The organism is Acidihalobacter prosperus (assembly GCF_000754095.2).
Lineage (GTDB): Bacteria > Pseudomonadota > Gammaproteobacteria > DSM-5130 > Acidihalobacteraceae > Acidihalobacter > Acidihalobacter prosperus.
On sequence record NZ_JQSG02000003.1, the window covers coordinates 692,643 to 714,122 of the forward strand.

The 21,480-nt window shown below is 65.0% G+C and carries 24 protein-coding genes; 14 read left to right on the forward strand and 10 right to left on the reverse strand.

Features of this window, described 5'->3' with window-relative positions; translation table 11 throughout:
- Positions 1-142: 142 nt before the first annotated feature.
- A complete protein-coding gene (gene moaA, locus THPRO_RS09950; protein ID WP_038092452.1) occupies positions 143-1,123 on the forward strand; it encodes a GTP 3',8-cyclase MoaA in 981 nt (326 codons plus the stop codon).
- A gap of 17 nt (positions 1,124-1,140) precedes the next feature.
- Here moaA and THPRO_RS09955 read toward each other — a convergent pair whose 3' ends face one another.
- Complete coding sequence (locus tag THPRO_RS09955) at positions 1,141-2,412, reverse strand: POTRA domain-containing protein (protein WP_065089569.1); 1,272 nt, start codon at positions 2,410-2,412, stop codon at positions 1,141-1,143.
- Positions 2,413-2,636: 224 nt separating this feature from the next.
- On the opposite strand from THPRO_RS09955, the gene THPRO_RS09960 reads away from it, so the two are divergent.
- The 3 genes from THPRO_RS09960 (at position 2,637) to THPRO_RS09970 (ending at position 6,205) form a co-directional block, all read left to right on the forward strand.
- Positions 2,637-3,587 carry a complex I NDUFA9 subunit family protein gene (locus THPRO_RS09960; RefSeq protein ID WP_065089570.1) on the forward strand — a complete coding sequence of 317 codons (951 nt, stop codon included), beginning with the start codon at positions 2,637-2,639 and terminating at the stop codon, positions 3,585-3,587.
- Positions 3,588-3,595: 8 nt separating this feature from the next.
- On the forward strand, positions 3,596-4,846 hold the full coding sequence (locus tag THPRO_RS09965) for a multifunctional CCA addition/repair protein (protein ID WP_065089571.1): 1,251 nt from the start codon (positions 3,596-3,598) through the stop codon (positions 4,844-4,846).
- Between the two features lie 81 nt (positions 4,847-4,927).
- The gene (locus THPRO_RS09970) at positions 4,928-6,205 is read left to right on the forward strand and encodes a sensor domain-containing diguanylate cyclase (protein ID WP_065089572.1); all 1,278 of its coding nucleotides are present in this window, start codon (positions 4,928-4,930) and stop codon (positions 6,203-6,205) included.
- On the opposite strand, the gene THPRO_RS09975 is transcribed toward THPRO_RS09970, so the two are convergent.
- Positions 6,193-6,993 carry an undecaprenyl-diphosphate phosphatase gene (locus THPRO_RS09975; RefSeq protein WP_065089573.1) on the reverse strand — a complete coding sequence of 267 codons (801 nt, stop codon included), beginning with the start codon at positions 6,991-6,993 and terminating at the stop codon, positions 6,193-6,195. The two genes, THPRO_RS09970 and THPRO_RS09975, sit on opposite strands and share 13 nt — an antisense overlap.
- Positions 6,994-7,037: 44 nt before the next feature.
- Entirely contained in the window at positions 7,038-8,243 is a 1,206-nt protein-coding gene (locus THPRO_RS09980; RefSeq protein WP_052064593.1) for a class I SAM-dependent methyltransferase, read from the reverse strand.
- Positions 8,244-8,344: 101 nt separating this feature from the next.
- Here THPRO_RS09980 and THPRO_RS09985 point away from each other — a divergent pair, with 101 nt between their 5' ends.
- Positions 8,345-9,076 (forward strand): SDR family oxidoreductase, encoded by a 732-nt coding sequence (locus tag THPRO_RS09985; RefSeq protein ID WP_038092457.1) that lies wholly within the window; start codon positions 8,345-8,347, stop codon positions 9,074-9,076.
- On the opposite strand, the gene folK is transcribed toward THPRO_RS09985, so the two are convergent.
- Genes folK through folB form a run of 3 tightly spaced genes read right to left on the reverse strand, consistent with a single transcriptional unit; the run spans position 8,999 to position 10,622 of the window.
- On the reverse strand, positions 8,999-9,535 hold the full coding sequence (gene folK, locus THPRO_RS09990) for a 2-amino-4-hydroxy-6-hydroxymethyldihydropteridine diphosphokinase (RefSeq protein WP_052064594.1): 537 nt from the start codon (positions 9,533-9,535) through the stop codon (positions 8,999-9,001). The two genes, THPRO_RS09985 and folK, sit on opposite strands and share 78 nt — an antisense overlap.
- Complete coding sequence (locus THPRO_RS09995; RefSeq protein WP_052064595.1) at positions 9,532-10,266, reverse strand: MBL fold metallo-hydrolase; 735 nt, start codon at positions 10,264-10,266, stop codon at positions 9,532-9,534. The genes folK and THPRO_RS09995 overlap by 4 nt, the downstream gene beginning before the upstream one ends.
- Positions 10,263-10,622, reverse strand: coding sequence for a dihydroneopterin aldolase (gene folB, locus THPRO_RS10000; protein ID WP_038092460.1), 360 nt, complete (start codon positions 10,620-10,622; stop codon positions 10,263-10,265). The genes THPRO_RS09995 and folB overlap by 4 nt, the downstream gene beginning before the upstream one ends.
- A gap of 204 nt (positions 10,623-10,826) precedes the next feature.
- Here folB and rpmB point away from each other — a divergent pair, with 204 nt between their 5' ends.
- Both rpmB and rpmG read left to right on the forward strand, forming a co-directional pair.
- Complete coding sequence (gene rpmB, locus THPRO_RS10005; RefSeq protein WP_038092462.1) at positions 10,827-11,063, forward strand: 50S ribosomal protein L28; 237 nt, start codon at positions 10,827-10,829, stop codon at positions 11,061-11,063.
- A gap of 11 nt (positions 11,064-11,074) precedes the next feature.
- Positions 11,075-11,242 (forward strand): 50S ribosomal protein L33, encoded by a 168-nt coding sequence (gene rpmG / locus THPRO_RS10010; RefSeq protein ID WP_038092463.1) that lies wholly within the window; start codon positions 11,075-11,077, stop codon positions 11,240-11,242.
- A 135-nt stretch (positions 11,243-11,377) separates the two neighbouring features.
- On the opposite strand, the gene THPRO_RS10015 is transcribed toward rpmG, so the two are convergent.
- Complete coding sequence (locus THPRO_RS10015) at positions 11,378-12,568, reverse strand: DesA family fatty acid desaturase (RefSeq protein WP_065089574.1); 1,191 nt, start codon at positions 12,566-12,568, stop codon at positions 11,378-11,380.
- A 276-nt stretch (positions 12,569-12,844) separates the two neighbouring features.
- Between THPRO_RS10015 and THPRO_RS10020 the strand changes: the two genes are divergently transcribed.
- The 4 genes from THPRO_RS10020 to THPRO_RS10035 are packed head-to-tail and all read left to right on the forward strand — an operon-like array spanning position 12,845 to position 16,852.
- The gene (locus THPRO_RS10020) at positions 12,845-13,798 is read left to right on the forward strand and encodes an ABC transporter ATP-binding protein (protein WP_038092464.1); all 954 of its coding nucleotides are present in this window, start codon (positions 12,845-12,847) and stop codon (positions 13,796-13,798) included.
- Complete coding sequence (locus tag THPRO_RS10025; RefSeq protein ID WP_038092465.1) at positions 13,795-14,550, forward strand: ABC transporter permease; 756 nt, start codon at positions 13,795-13,797, stop codon at positions 14,548-14,550. The genes THPRO_RS10020 and THPRO_RS10025 overlap by 4 nt, the downstream gene beginning before the upstream one ends.
- A gap of 8 nt (positions 14,551-14,558) precedes the next feature.
- A complete protein-coding gene (locus THPRO_RS10030) occupies positions 14,559-15,926 on the forward strand; it encodes a GldG family protein (protein ID WP_038092466.1) in 1,368 nt (455 codons plus the stop codon).
- Positions 15,926-16,852 carry a DUF4340 domain-containing protein gene (locus tag THPRO_RS10035; RefSeq protein ID WP_145930792.1) on the forward strand — a complete coding sequence of 309 codons (927 nt, stop codon included), beginning with the start codon at positions 15,926-15,928 and terminating at the stop codon, positions 16,850-16,852. Before THPRO_RS10030 ends, THPRO_RS10035 begins: the two co-directional genes overlap by 1 nt.
- A gap of 27 nt (positions 16,853-16,879) precedes the next feature.
- Here THPRO_RS10035 and THPRO_RS10040 read toward each other — a convergent pair whose 3' ends face one another.
- From THPRO_RS10040 to THPRO_RS10045, 3 genes are read right to left on the reverse strand one after another with little or no spacing between them, the layout of a single operon-like run.
- Positions 16,880-17,875 carry a serine/threonine protein kinase gene (locus THPRO_RS10040; protein WP_082954574.1) on the reverse strand — a complete coding sequence of 332 codons (996 nt, stop codon included), beginning with the start codon at positions 17,873-17,875 and terminating at the stop codon, positions 16,880-16,882.
- 34 nt (positions 17,876-17,909) lie between these two features.
- Positions 17,910-18,044: a hypothetical protein gene (locus tag THPRO_RS17395; RefSeq protein WP_269085369.1), complete on the reverse strand. Its 135-nt coding sequence runs from the start codon at positions 18,042-18,044 to the stop codon at positions 17,910-17,912.
- On the reverse strand, positions 18,041-18,802 hold the full coding sequence (locus THPRO_RS10045) for an EAL domain-containing protein (protein WP_038092469.1): 762 nt from the start codon (positions 18,800-18,802) through the stop codon (positions 18,041-18,043). Before THPRO_RS10045 ends, THPRO_RS17395 begins: the two co-directional genes overlap by 4 nt.
- Positions 18,803-18,945: 143 nt before the next feature.
- On the opposite strand from THPRO_RS10045, the gene THPRO_RS10050 reads away from it, so the two are divergent.
- The 3 genes from THPRO_RS10050 (at position 18,946) to THPRO_RS10060 (ending at position 21,416) form a co-directional block, all read left to right on the forward strand.
- Positions 18,946-19,497, forward strand: coding sequence for a hypothetical protein (locus THPRO_RS10050; protein WP_052064596.1), 552 nt, complete (start codon positions 18,946-18,948; stop codon positions 19,495-19,497).
- Positions 19,497-21,080: an ATP-dependent DNA helicase gene (locus THPRO_RS10055; RefSeq protein WP_038092470.1), complete on the forward strand. Its 1,584-nt coding sequence runs from the start codon at positions 19,497-19,499 to the stop codon at positions 21,078-21,080. Before THPRO_RS10050 ends, THPRO_RS10055 begins: the two co-directional genes overlap by 1 nt.
- A gap of 87 nt (positions 21,081-21,167) precedes the next feature.
- Positions 21,168-21,416 (forward strand): hypothetical protein, encoded by a 249-nt coding sequence (locus THPRO_RS10060; RefSeq protein WP_038092471.1) that lies wholly within the window; start codon positions 21,168-21,170, stop codon positions 21,414-21,416.
- Positions 21,417-21,480: the final 64 nt, after the last annotated feature.

Genomic DNA, 21,480 nt, shown 5'->3' on the forward strand with positions numbered 1-21,480 from the left:
GGCAGACACAAACTAGTCTTTTTTATTTTCTAATCCATAAAATTTATGTGGCACAAAATTTACTTATTGTAAGCATCGTACCGCTGATAACCCCCAGATGTATCGAGTGTTCGCACCTCGCAGCCGGGCGTATACTGCGCCCATGACGACCCTGATCGACCGCTTCCAGCGCCCTATCGAGTACGTCCGTCTCTCGGTGACGGACCAGTGCGACCTGCGCTGTCACTACTGCATGCCCAGAGGGTTCAAGGACTTCAGCGAGCCGGAGGAATGGCTCAGCTTCGACGAAATCGAACGCGTGATCGCCGCATTCGGCCGGCTTGGTGTCCGCCGCGTGCGACTGACCGGCGGCGAACCGCTCGTACGCAAGCATTTGCCCGATCTCGCCGGCCGCCTGTCTCGCCTGCCTGGGATCGAAGATCTGTCGCTCTCCACCAATGCGACGCGCCTGACGAAGCACGCCCAGGCCCTGCGCGAGGCCGGCGTTTCGCGTATCAACGTGAGCCTCGACACGCTGAAACCCGAGCGCTTCAAGGCCATCACCGGCGGCAAACTCGAAAAGGTGATCGACGGCCTCATGGCCGCCAAGGCGGCCGGCTTCGGACCGATCAAGATCAACATGGTGGCCATGCGCGGCGTAAACGAAGATGAAATCGAGGATATGGTGCGGTTCTGCATCGCGCACGATTTCACCTTGCGCTTCATCGAAACCATGCCGATGGGCGAGACCGGACGCGAGGCGAGCGGCCAGTACCTCGACCTGCAGACCGTCAAGGCACGCCTCGCCCGACGTTTCGAGCTGATCCCCGGCATGATGCCGGGCGGCGGCCCCGCACGCTACGTCCAGGTCGCCGGCACGAATCTGCGCATCGGCTTCATCACCCCAATTTCGCAGCATTTCTGCGAAACCTGCAATCGCGTCCGACTGTCCGTCGAGGGCACGCTGTATCTGTGCCTCGGCCAGGAAGACAAACTCGAACTGCGGCCGCTGCTGCGCGCCGGCATCGACGATACTGGCCTCGAACAGGCCCTGCGTCGGGGCATCGATCTCAAACCCGAAAAACACGAGTTCCGCGAGCAACCGACCAAAGTGGTGCGTTTCATGTCGATGACCGGCGGCTGACCACCCGAGTCACGCCCCTAAAACATCGAACGCGAGCCGACATAAATCTGCGAACGCCGCTGCCCAGGCGCATAGGCGGCATCCACTCGCAGATCAACGTTGACCAGCCAGTCGATATGCCATCGCAGGCCGACCCCCAGGGCCTGATCGAGGCGCCAAGGTTTGGCCGTGCCTCGATACCAGGCATTGCCCAGATCCGTGAACAGCACGCCACGCAACAACGGACGCCCGAACAGCGGATGAAGGTACTCGACGTTGGCCAACACATAGGCGTTGCCTTCGAGCGAATCGCGCGCATAACCCCGCAGGGTATCGGCACCGCCCAGCGTGTAGGCCGGACCCAGCAGACGCGAGCGGCTGCTGAACCCAAAGCGCAGCTGGTAGTTCAGGTTGGACGATCCGCCGCCCGGCTGGCGGTAGCGGCGGTAATATCCGCCCAGCGCAAGCTGATCGTAATCGCTGCCGATAAAGCGCCCGCCTCCGCCCAGGCTGAGGCCGTACTCCACGCCGCGCCGATAACCGTATCGCCCCAGCGCCACGCGAGTGTAATCGACATGCACGTTCATCCCCGCGTCGCGGCCGGAAGCGGCTAGACCGGGCGCACCCGCAAGATAGCGGTAGCGAACCAGACTCACATCCATCCCGACACCACCGCTCCAGCCACTGTTGGGACCATTGCGGTCCAACCAGCGGGTCAGCCCGGCGCTCAGACTCAGCACCTCGTTGCGGTAGGTTCCCGAGGTGCCATCGGGCGCATACAAGCGTTCCCGCTGTTCGGTGGCGCCGACCCTGGCGCTGAAACCATAAGCGGTATTCGGAATGCGCGCTGAGGAATACTCGATGCTCTGCTGATCGGAGGTGCCGCCGCCGGCGATGCGCTTCTGCTCGGCGATCAGCTTCAGACGCTGATCCAGACCGAACAGATTGTCGAACTCGAGCTGCCCCCCGTAACTGATGTCCCCGTCGTTGTTGCGCCCCAGGCGAGGCAGCGCCCAGACATAGGTTTTTTCCTTCACCGCGAAGATCACGGCCACCCGCCGATCCGGCATCGGCTCGATCCTATCCTCGACGCGCACGAACAACCCGAGATTCATGATGGCTTGACGCGACGCCTCGACCGCGGGCTGCGACAGCGGCTCGCCGACACGTATCAGCAACTGCTGCCGCAACACCACACCGCGCGTCACGCGGTTCCCCTCGAAGCGGATGGCGCCGATCAGTGAGGCCGACTCGGGTGCAGCGGAAGCTGAAGCATCCGTCGACGCGCCGACGAACGCCGCGAGCGACAACAGGCATGCGTACCGGATCCCTCTCCGCCACCGGCGCGTCACGCCTCTGCTCCCGACATGCATCCCCCTTGCGTCACGCGGATCACCGCATGGTTTTTTGGCAGCGTCGCGTCGATACCGGTATCATTTTTCCAAGCATCCGGATCGTGATCGCAAGCGCATCCGCTATAAAGCAGTGACCCTACCCTGCACGAGCGACTCCTCACCAGCAACGGACTCATTCCATGAAGTTGACCTGCGTCAGCATCCTCGGCGGCACCGGCTTCGTCGGTCGCCACCTGGCCGCGCGCCTCAGCGCTCGCGGACTGCAACTACGCATGCCCACCCGTCACCCGCAGCGACACCGTGACCTGCGCCTGCTCGATGGCGTACGACTGATCGAAGCCGACGTCCACGACCCGGCGCAGCTTGCGAAAACCATCGAGGGCAGCGAGGCGGTCATCAACCTCGTCGGCATCCTCAACGAGCGGGGCCGCGACGGCCGCGGCTTCACGCAGGCGCATGTCGAGCTGGCCAAGAAGGTGCTCGACGCCTGCCAGCGTACCGGCGTGCAGCGCCTCCTGCACATGAGCGCGCTGCACGCGCAAAACACCCCCGACACCAGCCACTACCTGCGCACCAAGGCCGAAGCCGAAAGCCTGGTGCACACCCTCAGCGGTCCGGCACTCGCGGTCACCAGCCTGCGCCCGTCCGTGATCTTCGGCCCTGGCGGCGACTTCCTCGGCCGTTTCTCCAAATTACTGGAAGACATTCCCCTTGTCTTTCCGCTCGCCTGCCCGGAAGCCCGTTTCCAGCCCGTCTACGTCGGTGACGTCGCACAGGCCTTCGACCACGCCCTGGACGACATGGCCACTCACGGTGCCCGCATCGATCTGTGCGGACCCAGGATCTATACCTTGCGCGAACTGGTCGCCTACGTCGCCCGGCTGAAAGGACTTCGTCGGCGCATCGTAGGGCTACCGGACTGGGCCGCCAGGCTTCAGGCGCGCATGCTGGAACGCGTGCCTGGCAAACCCTTCACGATGGACAACTATCGTTCGCTGACTATCGACAGCGTATGCGCGCCGGGCGCGCCTCACTGCCCCACCTCGCTGGAAAGCATCGCGCCGCGGTATCTCGGCGACCAGGATCTGCAGCGGCAATACGACCGCCTGCGCGACCTCGGCCAGTATTGAACGAAACGATGGCGACACCCACGACCCCGTCCGCAACCTTCCTGGTGGGTGGCGCCGTGCGCGACCGGCTGCTGGGGCTGCCGGTGCGCGAACGCGACTGGGTAGTCGTCGGCAGTACCGCCGAAGAAATGCGCCGCCTGGGCTTCAAGCAGGTCGGCAAGGACTTCCCCGTATTCCTGCATCCGCGGACCGGCGAGGAATACGCCCTGGCGCGAACCGAACGCAAGACCGCCGCCGGCTACTACGGATTCGCCGTGCACGCCTCGCCGGACGTCACCCTGGAAGAGGATCTGCAACGTCGCGATCTGACCATCAACGCCATGGCCGAGGCCGACGACGGCCGCCTGATCGACCCCTACGGCGGGCGACAGGATCTGGAAAAGCGTCTGCTGCGCCATGTCTCGCCGGCATTCGTCGAGGATCCGGTGCGCATCCTGCGCGTGGCGCGCTTCGCCGCACGCCTGGCGCCGCAAGGCTTCGTCATCGCCGAGGCGACACTGGCGCTGATGCGCGAGATGGTCGCGGCCGGCGAGGTCGACGCCCTGGTGCCGGAACGGGTCTGGCAGGAACTGGCGCGCGCGCTCGCGGCGCCCGCGCCGGAGGCCTTTTTCGAAACCCTGCGCGACTGCGGCGCGCTGGCCCGACTGATGCCCGAGCTGGACCGTCTTTGGGGCGTGCCGCAACCGCCCCAGTGGCATCCGGAAATCGACACCGGCCTACATACCCTGCTGGTACTGCAGCAGGCCGCAAGGCTGTCGCCGGAACCGACCGTGCGCTTCGCGGCACTGTTGCACGACCTCGGCAAGGGCACCACGCCGCCAGCGCAATGGCCTAAACACCACGGCCACGAGCAACGCGGCGAAAGGCTCGTGCTGGACGTCTGCGCACGCTTCAGGGCGCCCAACGAATTCCGCGACCTGGCCCGTCTCGTCGCCCGCGAACACGGCAACGCCCACCGTGCGCTGGCACTGCGACCGGACACCGTACTCAAGCTGCTCGAAGGCAGCGATGCCTTTCGCCGGCCCGAGCGCTTCGAGCAGTTCCTGCTTGCCTGCGAGGCCGACGCGCGCGGCCGGCCCGGTTTCGAGTCGCGGCCCTACCCGCAGGCCGATTTTCTGCGCGCCGCCCTCGCCGCCGCACGCGCCGTCCCGGTGCAGCCGCTCGTCGCGCAGGGCCACAAAGGCCCGCAGCTGGCCGAACACCTGCACGGCGCAAGGGCCGATGCCATAGCCGCCCTGCCGCGCCCCGCCATCGATTAACCCCACCCGACATACAACATTGCGGGCAAATTGTTCTATTCTCATCCGGCCCACCCGTTTCCAACCCGAGGCGACGAACGGATGCAGGATGAAGAACCCCGGCTTGCGGACATCACCACCCACCTGCGCGACGTGGTGTTCCGCACCCACCGCAACGGCTACTGGTGTTACCTGAGTCCGGCCTGGGCGCACATGACCGGCTACACCGTCGTGGAATCGCTCGGCACCCACCTGCTCGACATCGTCCACCCTGAAGACCGCCCCATGAACCTCAAGGTCAAGCAGTCCCTTGAGATCGGCAAGACCTCCGCCTCCCGCCACGTCAAGCGCATGGTGCGCAAGGACGGCCGCGTGATCCATGTCGAGGTCGACGTGCGCATGGCCGAAGGCGACGAGGATGAAGGCAGGGTCAGCGTGGGCACCATCCGCGACATCACCGAGCGGGTCGAAATGGAGGCGCGCATCGATGCCGAACGCCAGCGCCACGAATCCATACTCGCGGCACTTTGCGAAGGCGTCGCCTCGCTCTCGACGGATGGTCGCATCCGTTATCTCAATCCGGCAGCCCGCGAGATGACCGGCTGGGAGGCCGGCCAGTGCGTCGGCGACATGCTCGCCATCGATGAACCTCTCAATGGCGCGAATGGCCTCCGAGGTCTGCTGACGGCCCTGAGCGCGGGGCAGCCCTATCGGCTACCGCAACCAATTCAGCTGGCCGTCGGATCACGCTGGCTGGAGCTGCGGCTCGCCCCTCTGGCGCCTGCGCCGGGCGAGGATGGCGGCGTCCTGGTGATACGCGACGTCAGCGGCGAGCAGGAGCTGCTTGCCCGCCTGCGCCATCAGGCGGAACACGATGCGTTGACCGGTCTGACCAACCGCCGCGCCATGCACGACATCCTGCCACATTCGCACGACCAGGCCACACGTACGGGCAAGCCCTACGCCCTGTTGATCTGCGACCTCGACCACTTCAAGTCGGTCAACGACCGGCACGGCCATGCGGTCGGCGATCATGTGCTGCAGACCGTCGCCCTGAGGCTGAAGCATCTGATGCGGCCGGGCGATCGACTGGCGCGCTGGGGCGGCGAGGAGTTCCTGTGCCTGCTGCCCGCCACCGAACCGGCGGCCGCGTGGTCGATCGCCACCCGCTTGTGCCACGAGATCGCCACCCACGCCTGGGGCGACACGCTCGACGGCGGCGCGCCGACCCTGAGCATCGGCATGGCCTGCTGGCCCCAAGACCTGAGCGACCCCGAGAAACTCATGCTCTGCGCGGACGATGCGCTCTATCAGGCCAAGCGCTCGGGGCGCAATCGCGTGTGGCGCATCTCGCCCGGCCACCCCGCTCAGGGGGCATAAATAGCCAACAGCGCGCCCCCAAGCACCAAACGGTATACGACGAAGGGCCACATCGAAAGCCGTGCGATCAGGCGCAGGAACAAGTGGATGCAGGCGAATGCGCTTGCACCGGAGATCAAGGCGCCTATCCAGAGCGTCGACCAGTCCACCGCAGGCCCGGCGGTCGCCAGGTCGCGCAACTCCAGGCCGCCGGCAAGCACGATCACCGGGATCGACAGCAGAAACGAAAACCGCGCCGCCGCCTCCCGCGTGAGTCCGAGGGCGAGTCCCGCGGTCATGGTCGCACCGGAGCGCGAGGTACCTGGAATCAGCGCCAGCGCCTGCGCCACGCCGATCGCCAGCACTCCGCGCCAACCCAGCGAATACTCATCGCGCCGGCGCCGCCCTGCCCAGTCCGCGAGCCCCAGCAGCACACCGAAGCCCAGGGTCGCAAGGGCGATCACCGTCGGCGTACGCAGCGCCTGCTCGATCCAGCCCTTGAGCAGCAGCCCCGCCAGCCCCACAGGAATCGTGCCCCACAGCACCGCCCAGGCCAGCCGCGCCTCCGCGGTCAAACCGCGTCCCGCGAGCGAACCGAGCCAGTCGCGCGCCATGCGCCACAGCTCTGCCCGGAAATAAACCACCACGGCGCCGAGCGTGCCGAGATGCACGGCCACGTCGAAGGCCAGCCCCTGGTCGGACCAGTCCAGCAGGCGAGGCAACAGGATCAGATGGGCCGAACTCGAAATCGGCAGGAATTCGGTCAGGCCCTGCAACACGGCCAGAGCCAGCAAATGGGTCAACGGCATATCCCCCCCTAGGCGAGACCGGTCACTCGCCCACGATGACGGTGCTATCGGCCGGCGCCCAGCCGATAGCGGAAGTCGCGACTTTCGAAGCCGGGCAAACGCCCCTCGTAATCCCTCGACAGCGCCAATCCCCAGAAACGCTCGCCCATCTCGTCCGGCAACGTCAGGCGCTTGACTTCCTGCGCCAGCCGCAACCGCGCCGGTTCGTCCGGCGCGGCGGCGAAGGCCTCGGCGAACACGGCCTCCAGACCGCCGTGCAGCAACATCTGCGCCTGCGGCGCGAATCCAGCAACGTGCAGGCCGGCGGCCTCGGCGGCCTCCGCTGCGGCAGTGAAATCCACATCGGCCGTCAGGTCGCACAATCCCGGCCACCAGAATGGTGCGTCCAACAGGCGATGCCGGTAATAGGCTCGCAACGTGCCTGCCGTCCGTTGTGGTCGATAGACCTCGGCACTCACGCCGCCGTAATCGACCAGCAGGGCCACGCCTTGCGCCAGGGTGTCCGCGAGCCCCATGAACCAGGGCAGCAGGCGCTCGTTCAACTCGCCGCGATAACCTTCCGGGTAGTCCTCGACCGCACCGGGCAGACGATGGCGCACGGCCGCCTCGAAATCCGGATCCGACGGGCGGCGAGTCCATCCCAACCCCGGCTCGGACAGCCCGACGCCGTGCTCCCAGACCTGTCCGCCGGCCAAGCCGAAGACGCGCACCGGCATGGCGTCGAGCACTTCGTTGGCGAGCACGACCCCACGCATCGGCGTCTCCGGCCACTGCGTCAGCCAATCCAGGCGCGATAGCGCCCGCGGCACGCGGGCGGCGATGGCCGCGTGCTGGCGCTCACGCAGTTCGGCGCTGAGTTCCAGGATCGCGTAACGCACCGGCAGACAGTCGAGTCGATCCAGTTCGGCAAGCAATACGGCGGCCAGCGCGCCACTGCCGGCGCCGAATTCGAGTACCTCGCCGCCTCCCAGCGTCGCCAGCACGTCCGCCACCTGATGTGCCAGGGTGCGCGCGAACAGCGCTCCCAACTCCGGCGACGTGACGAAATCGCCGGCGGCACCGAAATTGGCCGAACCCGCGCTGTAATAACCCGCACCCGGCGCGTACAGCGCAAGCTCCATGTAACGGTCGAAACCCAGCCAGCCGCCGCCGGCGGCCACTTCGTCCGCAATCCGCTCAAGCAGCGCCTTGCTGAGCGCCGCGGCCTCGGGCGGCGGAGTCGGCAACCGCTCGGTCAGGGACTGATGCATCGCGAAACCCCGGGCCGCGCCGTCTCGGACGACCCCTAGTTGTCGTGGATAAGGTAGAGTCTGTACCTTCGTCATTCTACACACGCGATCGATTCCGCACCGTGAGCACCCACGACAAGCCTCCCATACTCGTCACCGGCGCAGGTCGGCGCGTCGGCCTGCACATCGCCCAGCGCCTGCTCGACGACGGCCATCCGGTGATCGCGCATTACCACCGTCCCAGCGAGGCCATCGAGGCGCTGGTCGCGCGCGGGGCGATACCGATTCAGGCCGCCTTCGACCGGGCTGAAGGCGCGCATGCGCTGGTCGCGGCCGTCCGCGGGCAGGCGGTCTCGCTGCGCGCGATCGTGCACAACGCATCCGCCTTCACGCCCACGCCGACGGATATGGACGCCGCCGACGCAATGTTCGAGCATTTCTTCTCGATCCATATGCGCACGCCTTACCTGATCAACAACGGATTGATCGACCTGCTGCGCGCGGCCGCAGCCGTCACGCCTACCGATATCGTACACATCACCGACATCTTCGCCGTCAGCCCCAATCCCGCCTTCGACATCTACTGCGCAACCAAGGCCGGGCTCGAAAATCTGAGCCGGTCCTTCGCCATGCGCTACGCCCCGCAGGTCAAGGTCAACACCCTGCAACCCGGTCCGATCCTGTTCAAGGACAGCCATACCGAGGCGATGCGGCAACGCGTGCTCGCGGAAACCCCACTGGGACGCGAGGGTGGCCCCGAAGCGGTCTATCGCGCGCTAAGGGCGCTGCTCGACAACGACTACCTGACCGGTACCGCGATCCAGGTGGATGGCGGCCGGCACCTCACCCGCTGAGGCGCCGTCCAGACATACGGGCACGCCTGGCGATTCCATGGCGACCGGCGAAAGCCCCAGCAAGCCGTACAGGTCGGCAACGACCGGCCGGAAGTACACGCCGTCGACCGCCGTCAACGACGGCGCCGAAACGCCCGGCACCAGCGCGAACAGGATGTCGAGATCGGCAACCCGATCCTTGCGTGCGCGCTCGGGATCGCATCGGTCGCGCCCGAGCGCGCACTCGATGCCGTTGCAGACATCCTTGAGCTCGCTCGCCGTCAAGGCCGTTTCCGCATAAATCGCCAGATTGAGAAAATCTCGCTCCGAAGCCATATCCACCGGACGGGTGCGCAATATCCGGCTCATGCGCAATGCACCGAAGCGACGCAGCAGCGCATCGATGATGCGCGGCACATTGCGCTCCGGCTCGATATTGCTGCCGATGCCGATCACGTAGCCCGACGCGCCCTCGCTCACAGCGCCAGGCTCCCACCCTGTTCGGCCACGCCGCCGAGTTCGCGTTCGATGGTGGCGCGGTGCGCCTCCAGGTCGTCGCCGTAGTGGATTGCCAGCACCCGGCTGCGCACCTCGGGCGGATAGGCCGCAATCAACTCGTCCAGCGTGGCGTGCACCGGGTTGTCCGCCTGCAGGCTGCAGTCGTGCAGGATCGCGCGCGCGCTGCGGTCCTGCGCGATCCAGGGCAGCGGCTTGCTGTCCGCGGTGAAGATCACGCGGTCGTCGATCTCCACGCCGTAGGTCGCCATGCCGCCCGTGTGTATCGTGGGGAAGGTGCGCAGGCGATGACCGGCGAACTCGATGGCGTGTTCCGCGATGGGCACCACCTCGAAGAAATCCTCCAGACGGTTCTTGCCGTCGCTGCTATGGCCCATTCCGCCCTTGAGCGTTTCGTGCCACAAGGCAGGCAGCACGTCCGGCTCGGCATACAGTCGCACCCGCGTCCCGTAGCGATAACGCGTCTCGACGCCGAAGCGTTCCAGTCCGTAGACGTGGTCGGCATGCGTGTGCGTGATCAGGATGGCTTCGATGTCGGGAATGGCGAGTCCCGCGTCTCGCAGCGCGTATTTGATGGTATAGCCGCAATCGATCAGCAGGCGCCGCTCGCCGGCCTCCAGCAGCAGATTGGTGTTCCAGAAATCGATCGCCTCGGAATCGCCGGTACCGAGAAAGCGCAGGCGGGAAGCGCTCACGCCGCGCGCACTCCACGCTCGACGACGACCCCGACCTCCGTGCGCTGCGGCAAGCGCACGGCCTTGGTCACCGACAGCCGCACCCAGGGCGTGCCGAATTCGGCGAGGATCGTTTCCGCCGCCCTTTCGGCAAAGGTTTCCACCAGCTTCCAGGACTGCGCGTCGCCAAGCGCCCTCAGCCGGCCGGCAACCCGCGCATAATCCACCGTCAGGGCGATGTCGTCCGCGGATGCGGCGCGGGCGGCATCGGCGGCCAGCTCGATGTCGACGTGCAGCGCCTGAAGGATACGCTGTTCCCAGTCATAAACGCCGATGTGAGTTTCGATCCTCAAACCGCGAATGAATACGATATCCACGCCTCGCTCCTCAGTACTGTCCTGGAATATCGCGCCGTGCGCGCGCCCAGGCATCATGCACCAAATCCCGCACCGGGTGGACCGTCCCCGTATCGGGCGCCGCCGGACACGCCGGCAACGCGCGAACGGACTTGCCTTGCCCCCCTCGATCGGCTAACATCCGCTGCCTTTCTGCACGAGCAAGACGCATTCGGAGTTACGCGCATGTCCAGAGTTTGTCAGGTGACGGGCAAACGCCCCATTACCGGGAATAACGTTTCCCACGCCCACAACAAGACCCGCCGCCGCTTTCTGCCCAACCTGCATACCCACCGTTTCTGGGTCGAAGGCGAGAAGCGCTGGGTGAACCTGCGTGTCTCCTCGCACGGCATGCGCATCATCGACAAGAAGGGCATCGAAGCCGTTCTTTCGGAAATCCGCAGCCGCGGTGAAAAGGTCTAAGGAGCGAAACGATGGCCAAGGGTGCTCGCGAAAAGATTCGATTGATCTCCTCCGCCGGGACGGGTCACTTCTACACCACGACCAAGAACAAGCGGAACATGCCCGAAAAGATGGAGATCATGAAATACGATCCCGTCGTGCGTAAGCATGTCTCCTACAAGGAAGGCAAGATCAAGTAGAACATCATCGTCGCGGCCAGGGCCGCGGGCGTGAAAAAAGGCTCCGGCGGCAACGCCGGGGCCTTTTTGTTTGGGATGAGCGTATCAAAGGCCCGCCAGCCCTTGAGGGGCGGCGGGCCTGGACTTTGCGCGGACTCAGACGCGCCCGGAGACCACCGTCTTGCCCAGCGAGTAGCCGCGCAGCTCGCGCGCGAAGTCCTGCAGCGCGCGGATGCCGCTGGCCTCGGCCTGCGTACACCACTCCTGCAACGAGCCGAGCAGCTTGTCGGTGGCCTGGGTCCGGCTCCATAAGGCCTGCAGCCGCAGACGGAACTGGTACACCGTATTCAGCGACTCGCAGCTTTCCAGCGCATCGGCCAGACGCGCCCGCGTACGCTCGTCCATGCGCGACTCCTCACGCACCAGCGCCCGGCGACCTCGCTTGAGCAGACGCCGACACGAATCGTCGGCCTTGTGCAATTCCTCGCGCAGCACGGGCAGCATCACCTGACGCGCGTAATTGGCCATCAGGTGCAGTCGCCCCACCACCACGGCCCGCGCGGTCTCCGCGTCCAACTTGTCCTTGTCGGCCACGATCACCGGGCGAGGCGCCACCTTCTTGACCAGCGCCAGCCCGAACGCCTGCAGCAGACGGATATACATCCAGCCGATATCGAATTCCCAGCGGCGCATCGAGAACTTGGCCGAACTCGGGAAGGCGTGGTGATTGTTATGCATCTCCTCGCCGCCGACGATGATGCCGATCGGCGAGACGTTGGTGGAGCCATCGGTGGTTTCATAGTTGCGGTAGCCCCGGTAATGCCCCAGGCCGTTGATCACGCCGGCAGCCCAGAAGGGGATCCACAGCATCTGCACCGCCCAGATGACGATACCGTAGACGCCGAACAGCGCGGCATCGATGAACGCCATCAGCGTGACGCCCATGAAGTTGTGGCGCGAATAGAGATGGCGCTCCAGCCAGTCGTCCGGCGTGCCGTGCCCGTAGGCCTCCATGGTCTCCGGACGCAGGGATTCGGCCCGGTACAGCTCGGCGCCTTCGAGCATGACTTTGCCGATACCGTAGACGTGCGGGCTGTGCGGATCCTCCGGGGTCTCGCACTTGGCGTGGTGCTTGCGGTGGATCGCCACCCATTCCTTGGTGACCATTCCGGTGGTCAGCCACAGCCAGAAGCGGAAGAAGTGCTGCACAAGCGGGTGCATGTCGAGTGCGCGATGCGCCTGACAGCGGTGCAGGAACAGCGTGACCGTCACGATGGTGACGTGGGTCAATGCGAGCGCGACCAGAACGTAGCCCCACCAGGGAAGCTGCAGATATCCATAGAGCATGGATAATGAAAAGCTCATATATTCAATCCCCATTGAACCGGTGTGCTCACTATATCCAAGGCGCCAATCAGCGTCCATGGATTCACCCCGAACGGCCAGCAGGCACTGCCGAACGGCCCGGCGGCGTTTATCATAAGACTCATGAATCGACCCGAGATCGCAGCAACGACGATCTCGGGGAACCATCACCCTGCCTTGCTGGACAAAGGCTCAGCGTCAACCACAAGGATGTCCCATGGCCATGCATTCCAACAATCGCCGGACCACAGCCGCTCCATGACCGACACGCCCCTGATCGAGGCACGCGGGCTTGCCCGCTATTATGGTAGTCACTGCGCGGTGCAAGGCATTTCCCTGGAGTTACGCCCCGGCGAGGTTCTGGGCCTCCTCGGCCCCAATGGCGCAGGCAAGTCGACCACGTTGTCCATGATCAGCGGCAACCTCGCGCCCAGTGCCGGACACATCCGCATCAACGGCATCGACCTACTCGATGATCCGCGCGGCGCCAAGCGCCATCTCGGCTACCTGCCGGAACACCCGCCGCTGTACCGCGATCTCACGGTCGACGAATTTCTGCACTACGCCGCACGTCTGCACAGCATACCGCGCAAGGCCGTGAACGAGGCCGTCGACCTGGCCAAATCGCGTACGGGCCTGGAGGATGCGGGGCGCGCGCTGATCGGCGTGCTCTCCAAGGGGTTCCAGCAGCGTGTCGGCATCGCGCAGGCCATCGTCCACCAGCCGGCCGTGATCATCCTCGACGAACCCACGGTCGGTCTGGACCCGCTGCAAATCCGCGAGATACGCGACCTTATCCGCGAATTGTGCCATGAGCACGGCGTGATCCTGTCGACGCACATCCTTGCCGAGGTGCAGGCCACCTGTCACCGCGTCATGATCATCAACCGCGGCCATACGGTCTTCACCGACACCCTGCAGCATCTGGCCGATCGACGTCCCAGCACCGCCCTCAAGGTCGGCTTCGCGAGTCCGCCAGACGCGCGCGCGCTGGCCGAGATAGAAGGCATTCTCGCGGTTCAGGCGCTCGCGGACGGGCGCTATCGCATCGAGCACGCGCCCGATCGCAGCCCGGCCGGACGCATCGCCGAGCGGGCCGTGTCACAAGGCTGGGGGCTGTGCGAGCTGACCCCAGAACGCGCCAGCCTGGAACAGGCATTCCTGAACACGATCTATCACGAACACGATGACATCGAGGAGCTGACGGCATGATCTTCACCATCGCCCGCCTCGAATTCCGCCGCATGTTCTATTCGCCGCTGGCCTGGGTCATTCTCGCCATCGTCCAGTTCATTCTCGCCCTGATCTTCCTGACCATGCTGCAGAACTTCGTCGACGTGGTCGAGCCCCGGCTGACCGGCGTTTCCGGCGCGCCCGGGGTCACCGAGCTGGTGGTTTCGCCATTGATCATGTGGTCGGGGATCATCATGCTCGCGGTTTCGCCGCTGCTCACCATGCGCAGCCTCAGCGAGGAGTTCCAGGGCCGCACCCTGCCCCTGCTGACATCGTCTCCCGTCTCGGTCACCGAAATCGTGCTCGGCAAATACCTCGGACTGCTCGCCTTCATGTTGCTGATGATCCTGATGGTCTCGCTGATGCCACTGTCGCTGTCGCTCGGCACGCACCTCGACTGGGGACATCTGGCGGCGGCCTTGCTCGGGCTCGCGCTGCTGCTTGCCTCCTTCACCGCCGCAGGCCTCTACATCTCCAGCCTGACCGGCCAACCGACGCTGGCCGCGGTCGGCACCTTCGGCCTGCTGCTGTTCCTGGTCGTCCTGTACATCTCGGGCACTTCGCAGAACACGGCGAGCCAACTGTTTATCTATCTCTCGCAGTTCAGCCATTTCCTGTCGTTCCTACGAGGCGAATTCAGGAGCAGCGATCTGGCCTATTACCTATTGTTCATCCTCACCTTCCTTGTGCTCACCGTCCGCCAGCTCGACGGCCTGCGGCTGCCCCGCTGAGGTATCGCATGCAGATATCCCGCACTACCCGCTGGCACCTCAGGCTCAATTCGCTGATCTTCGTCGCCCTGTTCCTGGTCGCCGTCGGCCTGCTGGCCTGGCTGAGTCACCGCTACGACTTCGATCAGGACTGGACCTACACTCACCGCAACAGCCTGGCACCGGTGACCCGCAAGCTGATCGCCGGCATCCGCAAGCCCATCCACTTCATAGCCTTCGTCAGCGACGACGCCGCATTGCATGCGCGCATCCGCCGGCAACTGGCGCAGTACCGCCGCGCCGGACATGACGTCACCCTGAGCTTCGTGAACCCCGATCTTGCGCCCAAGCGCGCCCAGCAGTACGGCGTCCGCCACACCGGTCAGCTGGTAATCGAGATCGACGGGCGCAGCCGGGTGATCGACAGCCTGGGGCAACAGAGCATCGCCAACGCATTGATGCAGCTCGCGCGCAGCGGCAACCGCTGGGTGGTGTTCATCGAGGGTCAGAAGGAGCGCAGCCCGCTGGATGACAGCAGTCGCGGCCTCAGCCGACTCGCAACCAGCCTCGCGCAGACCGGGCTGCACGTGCAGCCGATCAACCTCCTGCGTACACCTCACATCCCGGAAAACACCGCCGTCCTGGTGGTCGCCGGCCCCGAAACCGATTTCACGCCTGGCGAGGCCACCGCCATCACGCAATATGTCGAAAAGGGCGGTGACCTGCTCTGGCTGCACGACCCGGGCTCCCTGCATGGTCTGGCAGCACTCGCAAGGACGCTCGACCTGCGCTTCGTACCCGGCACGGTGGTCGATGCCAACCCCGAACTACGCGCCATGATCGGCATCCAGAATCCGGCCGTGGTGCCGGTGCTCGACTACGGTCAGTCGCCGATCACCGAGCACCTGCAGGTCCAGACCCTCATGCCCTTCACCGCCGCCATCGCCCAGCCCGCCGGCGGCAAGGACTGGCAGGCAGAGCCGCTGTTGCGTTCGCTGCCCAAGAGCTGGAGCGAGACGGGGCCGCTTCAGGGCGACGTCAAATTCGACGCCGCGCGCGGAGACACCCTCGGCCCGCTGGTGCTCGGCGAGGCCTTCAGCCGCAAACGCACGGATGGGCATCAGCAGCGCATCGCCGTGTTCGGCACCAGCGCCTTCGTCAGCAACGCCTTCATCGGACGCGGCGCCAACCTCAACCTGGCGACGGCCACGCTCAATTGGCTGAGCCACGACGACAGTCTCGTGCAAATACACCTGCCCTCCGCACCCGACACCCGGCTGGTGCTCAGCCGCGGCGAAGGCTATGCCATCGCCGCCGGCTTCCTGATTCTCTTCCCCATCGGCCTGCTGGTCTCCGGCACACTGGTTTGGATGCGCCGGCGGCGCGCCGCGCGCTGATGGCCGGCACAGGTCGCCAACGTCGAGGACTGCTCAACCTCGGCATGCTGGTCGTGGTCGTGCTGCTGGCGGTCACGGTATGGCGGGTGAGCCGCCCCAAAGCGCCAGCCGGTCATATCCTCATGCCCGGCCTGCACGCTGCGGATATCCGGCATATCACGCTCACGCGCGGGGACAGGCCGAAACTGGAATTCGCCCTCGAAGCCGGCGTCTGGCGGATCGTCGCGCCGCTGCAGGCTCGCGCCAACCGCATGCTGATGCAATCCCTGCTCGCGCTGCCCGAGACCCGCAGCCAGCGGCACTATGCGGCCAAGGGCCTGGACCTCGCGCAATACGGCCTTTCTCCCCCACGCGTCACCATCGACTACGGCGATACCCACACCCTGGCACTCGGCACGCTCAATGCCTTGAACCGGCTGCGTTACGTGCTGGCCGGCCAACAGCTTTATCTGATACAGGACGCACTCGCCGATCTGCCGGAGTCCGCCGCGCGGCGCTGGATCAGCCTCGATCTGCTGCCCCCGCACGCGCGCATCCGCGATCTCGCGCTGCCGGGCCTGAGCATCCGGGCCCTCTCTCCGAGCAGCTGGACCGTCACCCCGCACCCGCCCAAGCTCAGGTCCGACCAGGTGACGCAGCTGCTGCGGAACTGGACGCTCGCCTCGGCCTACCGCATCACCGCCACCCCCAAGGCACCCGCCGGCGGCAAGCCCGCACAGCCTGTCGCCATTACGCTGGACAACGGCACGCTCTATCGATTCGAGGTCATCTCCACCCAGCCCGAACTCGTGCTGCGGCGCGACAAGCTCGGTGTGGACTACCATCTCCCTGCCGCCATGGCAAAGGCGCTGCTTTCCCTGGCTCCGCCGCCCGCAACGTCGCCGCATGACAGCGGCAAGGGAAGCTTGCCTAGCAAGGCGCCGTAGCAGTCCCGGCGAACGGCAGCGCCGGTATCACCCGATTTGCAGCGGCGGCGCCAGCATCCGCTCGCGCTGCTCGCGCAGCGTGAGAATCTGCTCTTCCCAATAGCGCACGCTGCCGAACCAGGGAAAGGCCATCGGAAAGGCGGGGTCGGCCCAGCGTCGCGCCAGCCAGGCGGCGTAATGCAGCAGGCGCAGGGTGCGCAGCGGCTCGACCAGCGCCAGCTCGCGGCGGTCGAAATCGAAGAACTCCTCGTAACCGTCCAGAATCTCGCCCAGCTGACGCTGCATGTCCGCGCGCTCGCCGTTGAGCAACAGCCAGATGTCCTGCACCGCCGGTCCCATCCGGCTGTCGTCGAGATCGACCAGATGCGCGCCACTGTCGGTCCACAGCACGTTACCGGCGTGCATGTCGCCGTGCAGGCGGATCGTGCGGAAATCGGCTGCCGCGAAGCGCGCATCCACCTCGCCCATCAACGCTTCGGCCAGGGAGCGGTATTCGCCCGCGTATTCGCGCGGAACGCACTCGTTGGCCAGAAGATACTCGACGCTCGCATGACCGAAATCGGCCGGCGTCAGCGTCGGCCTGAGACGAAAATCCCGCGCCGCGCCGACCGCATGCAGGCGCCCGATGAACTGCCCCAGGCGATACAGCGTATCGGGATCGTCCAGCTCCGGCGCGCGGCCGCCGCGCCGGGGGAACAGCGCGAAGCGAAATCCGGCATGACGCGACAGCGTATCCCCGTCCTCGCCCGCAATCGGCGCCACCACCGGAATCTCCAGCCTGGCCAGCGCCTGCGAAAACGCATGCTCCTCGTAGATCTGCCCGTCGCTCCAGCGCCCCGGGCGATAGAACTTCGCGACCAGAAACCCCGCCTCCTCGTCGCCGATCTGATAGACGCGGTTCTCGTAACTGTTGAGCGCCGACACCGATCCCGTCGGCCGACCGCCGGCCGCTTCGATCGCATCCAAAACCGTATCGGGCGTCAGCCCGACGTAAGGATGTTCGCTGTCCGCCATATCCGACATCGGCGCCTCCTGGCGGCCATCAGGTTTTGCACCCCTAACCACGGACGCCAGCCACAAAAAAAGCCAGCACCCGGCTGGCTTCTTCAAGCGATTCTATGGTGCCGTTGAGAGGAATCAATGCATAGTTTATATTCAAAAACTTAAATAAAATTGGCGTAATAAAATTCAAACACCCATCCTGGCAAGCTGCCGTTCCAACGCGCCATTGAAGTAACGCCCCTGCAGATATCGACACCCGATCTTTCGCGCATAGGCCACATGCGCATCGTGTTCCACCCACTCGGCCACCACCACGGCGCCCAGGTCTCGGGCGATCTCAACGATCCCGCGGCACGCGATGTCTGCGGCACTCCGGTAGCCCGCCGCCCCGGCCTGAAACAGCGCGCCATCGATCTTGATCCAGTCGGGTCGCACACGGGTCGCGCGGTCCATCCAGTCGTGGCCCGCACCGGCATCGTCGATGGCGACGCCTACGCCCTCCGATCTCAACGCATGCAAGCGTTTCGTGGCCTTCTCAAGCTGCGCTGGCGAGGCCGGCGTTTCCACCCATTCGACGACAATGCGCCCATGCAACGGCAGGCGCAGGATTTCACGATAGATGCGATCATCCGCCAATTGCCGGGTGGTCAGGTTGAAAGTGACATAAGGCGCGCGGTCGAGCGCAAAGGCCATGCCGCGGTCGGCTAGATGGCGGTACCACGATAGCCAGCGGCGGCTGTCTTCCGACGGCATTGCGCGAAACGGGAACTGCGGCCGGTACAGGATCTCAACCCCGCAGACCTGGCGCAGGCTGCTGGCGGACACCAGCGGCTCGAGACACAGGCGTCCCGGACGCATGCGCGCGGTGGCCCAGTGAGTTTGATACAGGCCGCCGGCTGCGGTACTTGCCGCCTCAACGCCCGTCAACAGATGTCCGATAGGTAACATGGCTTCACCTCGAAGCCAGTCTATCAAAGATCGCGATGCGCGGGCCGCCTACCAAAACCTGCACAATCGGCTTGCGTTTCGCGCTCTCGCGGTAAACTGGGGATACATAGATTTTTCGGAGCTTTTCGATGTGCTGGCGCCCCATGTTTCTCCTGACTGTCACCCTGTTCGCTGCGTTCTCAGCGTCGCCGGCCAGCGCCTGGTGGCATGACTACCGCGACGCCCGGCACCCGGTGTTCCCGCGCCGCGATGCGCTGCCAAATCCGCGCCTCACGCCGGGCGCCCTCAACCCCGCCGTGACCCAGGCGAACATCCACGAAACCATCTGCGTGCGCGGCTATACGAGAAGCATACGACCGCCTGAACGGTATACCGAATCGCTCAAGCGGCGCCAGATTCGCGAATACGACTACCCTCAGGATATGAACCGGCTGTGGTTCTTCGAGGAAGACCACCTCATCAGTCTCGAATTGGGCGGATCGCCGTCTTCGCCTCGCAATCTCTGGCCTGAGCCTCATCGCGTTGCCGGCGGATGGGGGTCCTATGCCAAGGACCGTCTCGAGAACAAGCTCAACCATCTGGTCTGTTCCGGCAGGCTGCCGCTCGCCGACGCTCAGCGCATGATCGCGCGCAACTGGATCTCGGCCTATCGTCGTTACATCGGACCCATCCCGGACGACAGGAAGGTCTGGTGATGACGCCCGCCACAAAGACCGCCGATGCTTTCGATTCGTCGTCGTTTTTGACGATGAATGCAGATCAGGCGCGCGCGTTCGAGGCACTGCGCCGCTTCATGCAGGGGCCTCCCGGTGAATGCGTGCTCAGGGGCTATGCCGGTACCGGCAAGACCTGGCTGCTGGTGCAGGCGGTGCTGCTAGCAGCCGAACTCGGCATCAAAACCGCAGTTTGCGCACCGACCCACAAGGCCGTCGCCGTCATTCGTGACAAGCTGGACGCTGCGCTCGCCAGCGCTGACAAAACCACCGACCAGATAGCCATCCGGACGGGCACCCTGCATGCGCTGCTGGGCCTGCGCCTCAAAGAGGACCGATTCGGCGCTTATCGGGTGGAAATCGACAGAAACCCCGGCAACGAATACTTCGACGATTACCCGTTGGTCGTGATCGACGAATCTTCCATGGTGGGCGACACCCTGCTCTATCACATACATGAGGCGATGCAGGACAGCGATGTTCGGGTGCTCTATGTCGGCGATCCGGGACAGTTGCTGCCAGTCGAGGACAAGCCCGATAAAAACGCCGGCACGAGCGCTTTGCTGGCGAGGCTCCCCCCCGTCTTTGAAACCGTTTCGATGCAGCACGAGCTGAACGAGATCGTGCGCCAGAAAGCGACCGGACGCCCCCATCCGATCGTGCAGTTCGCCCAAGTCGTCCGTGGTTATATCGAGGGTGACACAGAGGGCGTGTTTACGCCGGAACGCGTCCGTGAATATGTCGTTCGGCAAAGCGATAATCTGGCTGGCCGGGTCCGCATCGCCTCGGTTTCGGATGTCGGAGCAGGACTCGTCAAGCTCAGGCGCGCGAGGCCCGATCAAGATATTCGCGCCGTCGCATGGCGCAACCGCGTCGTCGACCATCACAACGCCTTCGTGCACCGGGAACTGGCCGACCTGTACGAGAGCCAAGAAGGCACGGGTGACGCACCCTTCTGGCCCGGCGAAACGATCATCGCGCGCGAGATGCTGCATGCGTTTCCCGCCGGATGCGGCAGCGAGTGGCGAGACGAACTATTCTGGGAGGCGATGCTTTCGCCCGCGAAAACATCTGGAAATAGCAAAGCTCAGCGCAAGGCACGGGAAAAAGCCGCGGCCGGGTTCAAACCCATTTCCATCCAGAACAACACTGAAATGGTTGTGCGCGAATGCCGTGCGATGGAGCACCCTTATCTGCACATCCCCAGCTGGCGGATACTGACCTCGACTCCGGAGGACGGCGARGTCGAATTCTATATCGCAGACGATGCGGACGAGCATACCCGCATCAAGACAGCAACCTGGGCGCATTACCGCGAGCAGCAAAACCACCGGCTGCGCGAAGAAGAATTCGGCCGGGCCTGGGCGGTGACGCGCGCCTGCGCGCCGGTTATGCATGGCTATGCCATGACCGCGCATAAATCTCAGGGCAGCACATTCTATTGTTCGATTGTCGATGTCCGCGATCTGTATGGCATGGTCCGCAAGTCCGGCGCCGAAGATTATCATCGCGCTCTCTATGTCGCCGTGACTCGGGCGAGTGATTATGTCTGGCTTTGTATTTGACATCCGAGCCGCCTTGCCCGGAATCCGCCACCTCGTCGAGCAGGTCGTGGCCGATATGACGGCAACCGGCGAGCCGGTGCCGCAGCCTTGGGATTCAAAAACCATGCGGCGCTGCGTGCAGCCCTTGCCGGCCGCGCAACCGCAGAGGCGCAGAAGCCGAGTAATGCCCGGCTGGTGCAGCGCCTGCGGCAATTCGGCTACGCCGCACCCGACGACCTGCGGCTGCCGAAGTTCAAGCGCTCCTATTCGCCGTTCAAGACCTTCCCGCTGCGAACGCAGCGCAGCGCGCGCTGGTGGGTCTGGCGAAATCTGATGGTGTCGGCTTGTCAACGCTGACCTCGAACAGCGCCTGTTCGGGCTGTCGGAAGGCGAGAACTGGTGGCCCGGTGGTGCCGAAGAC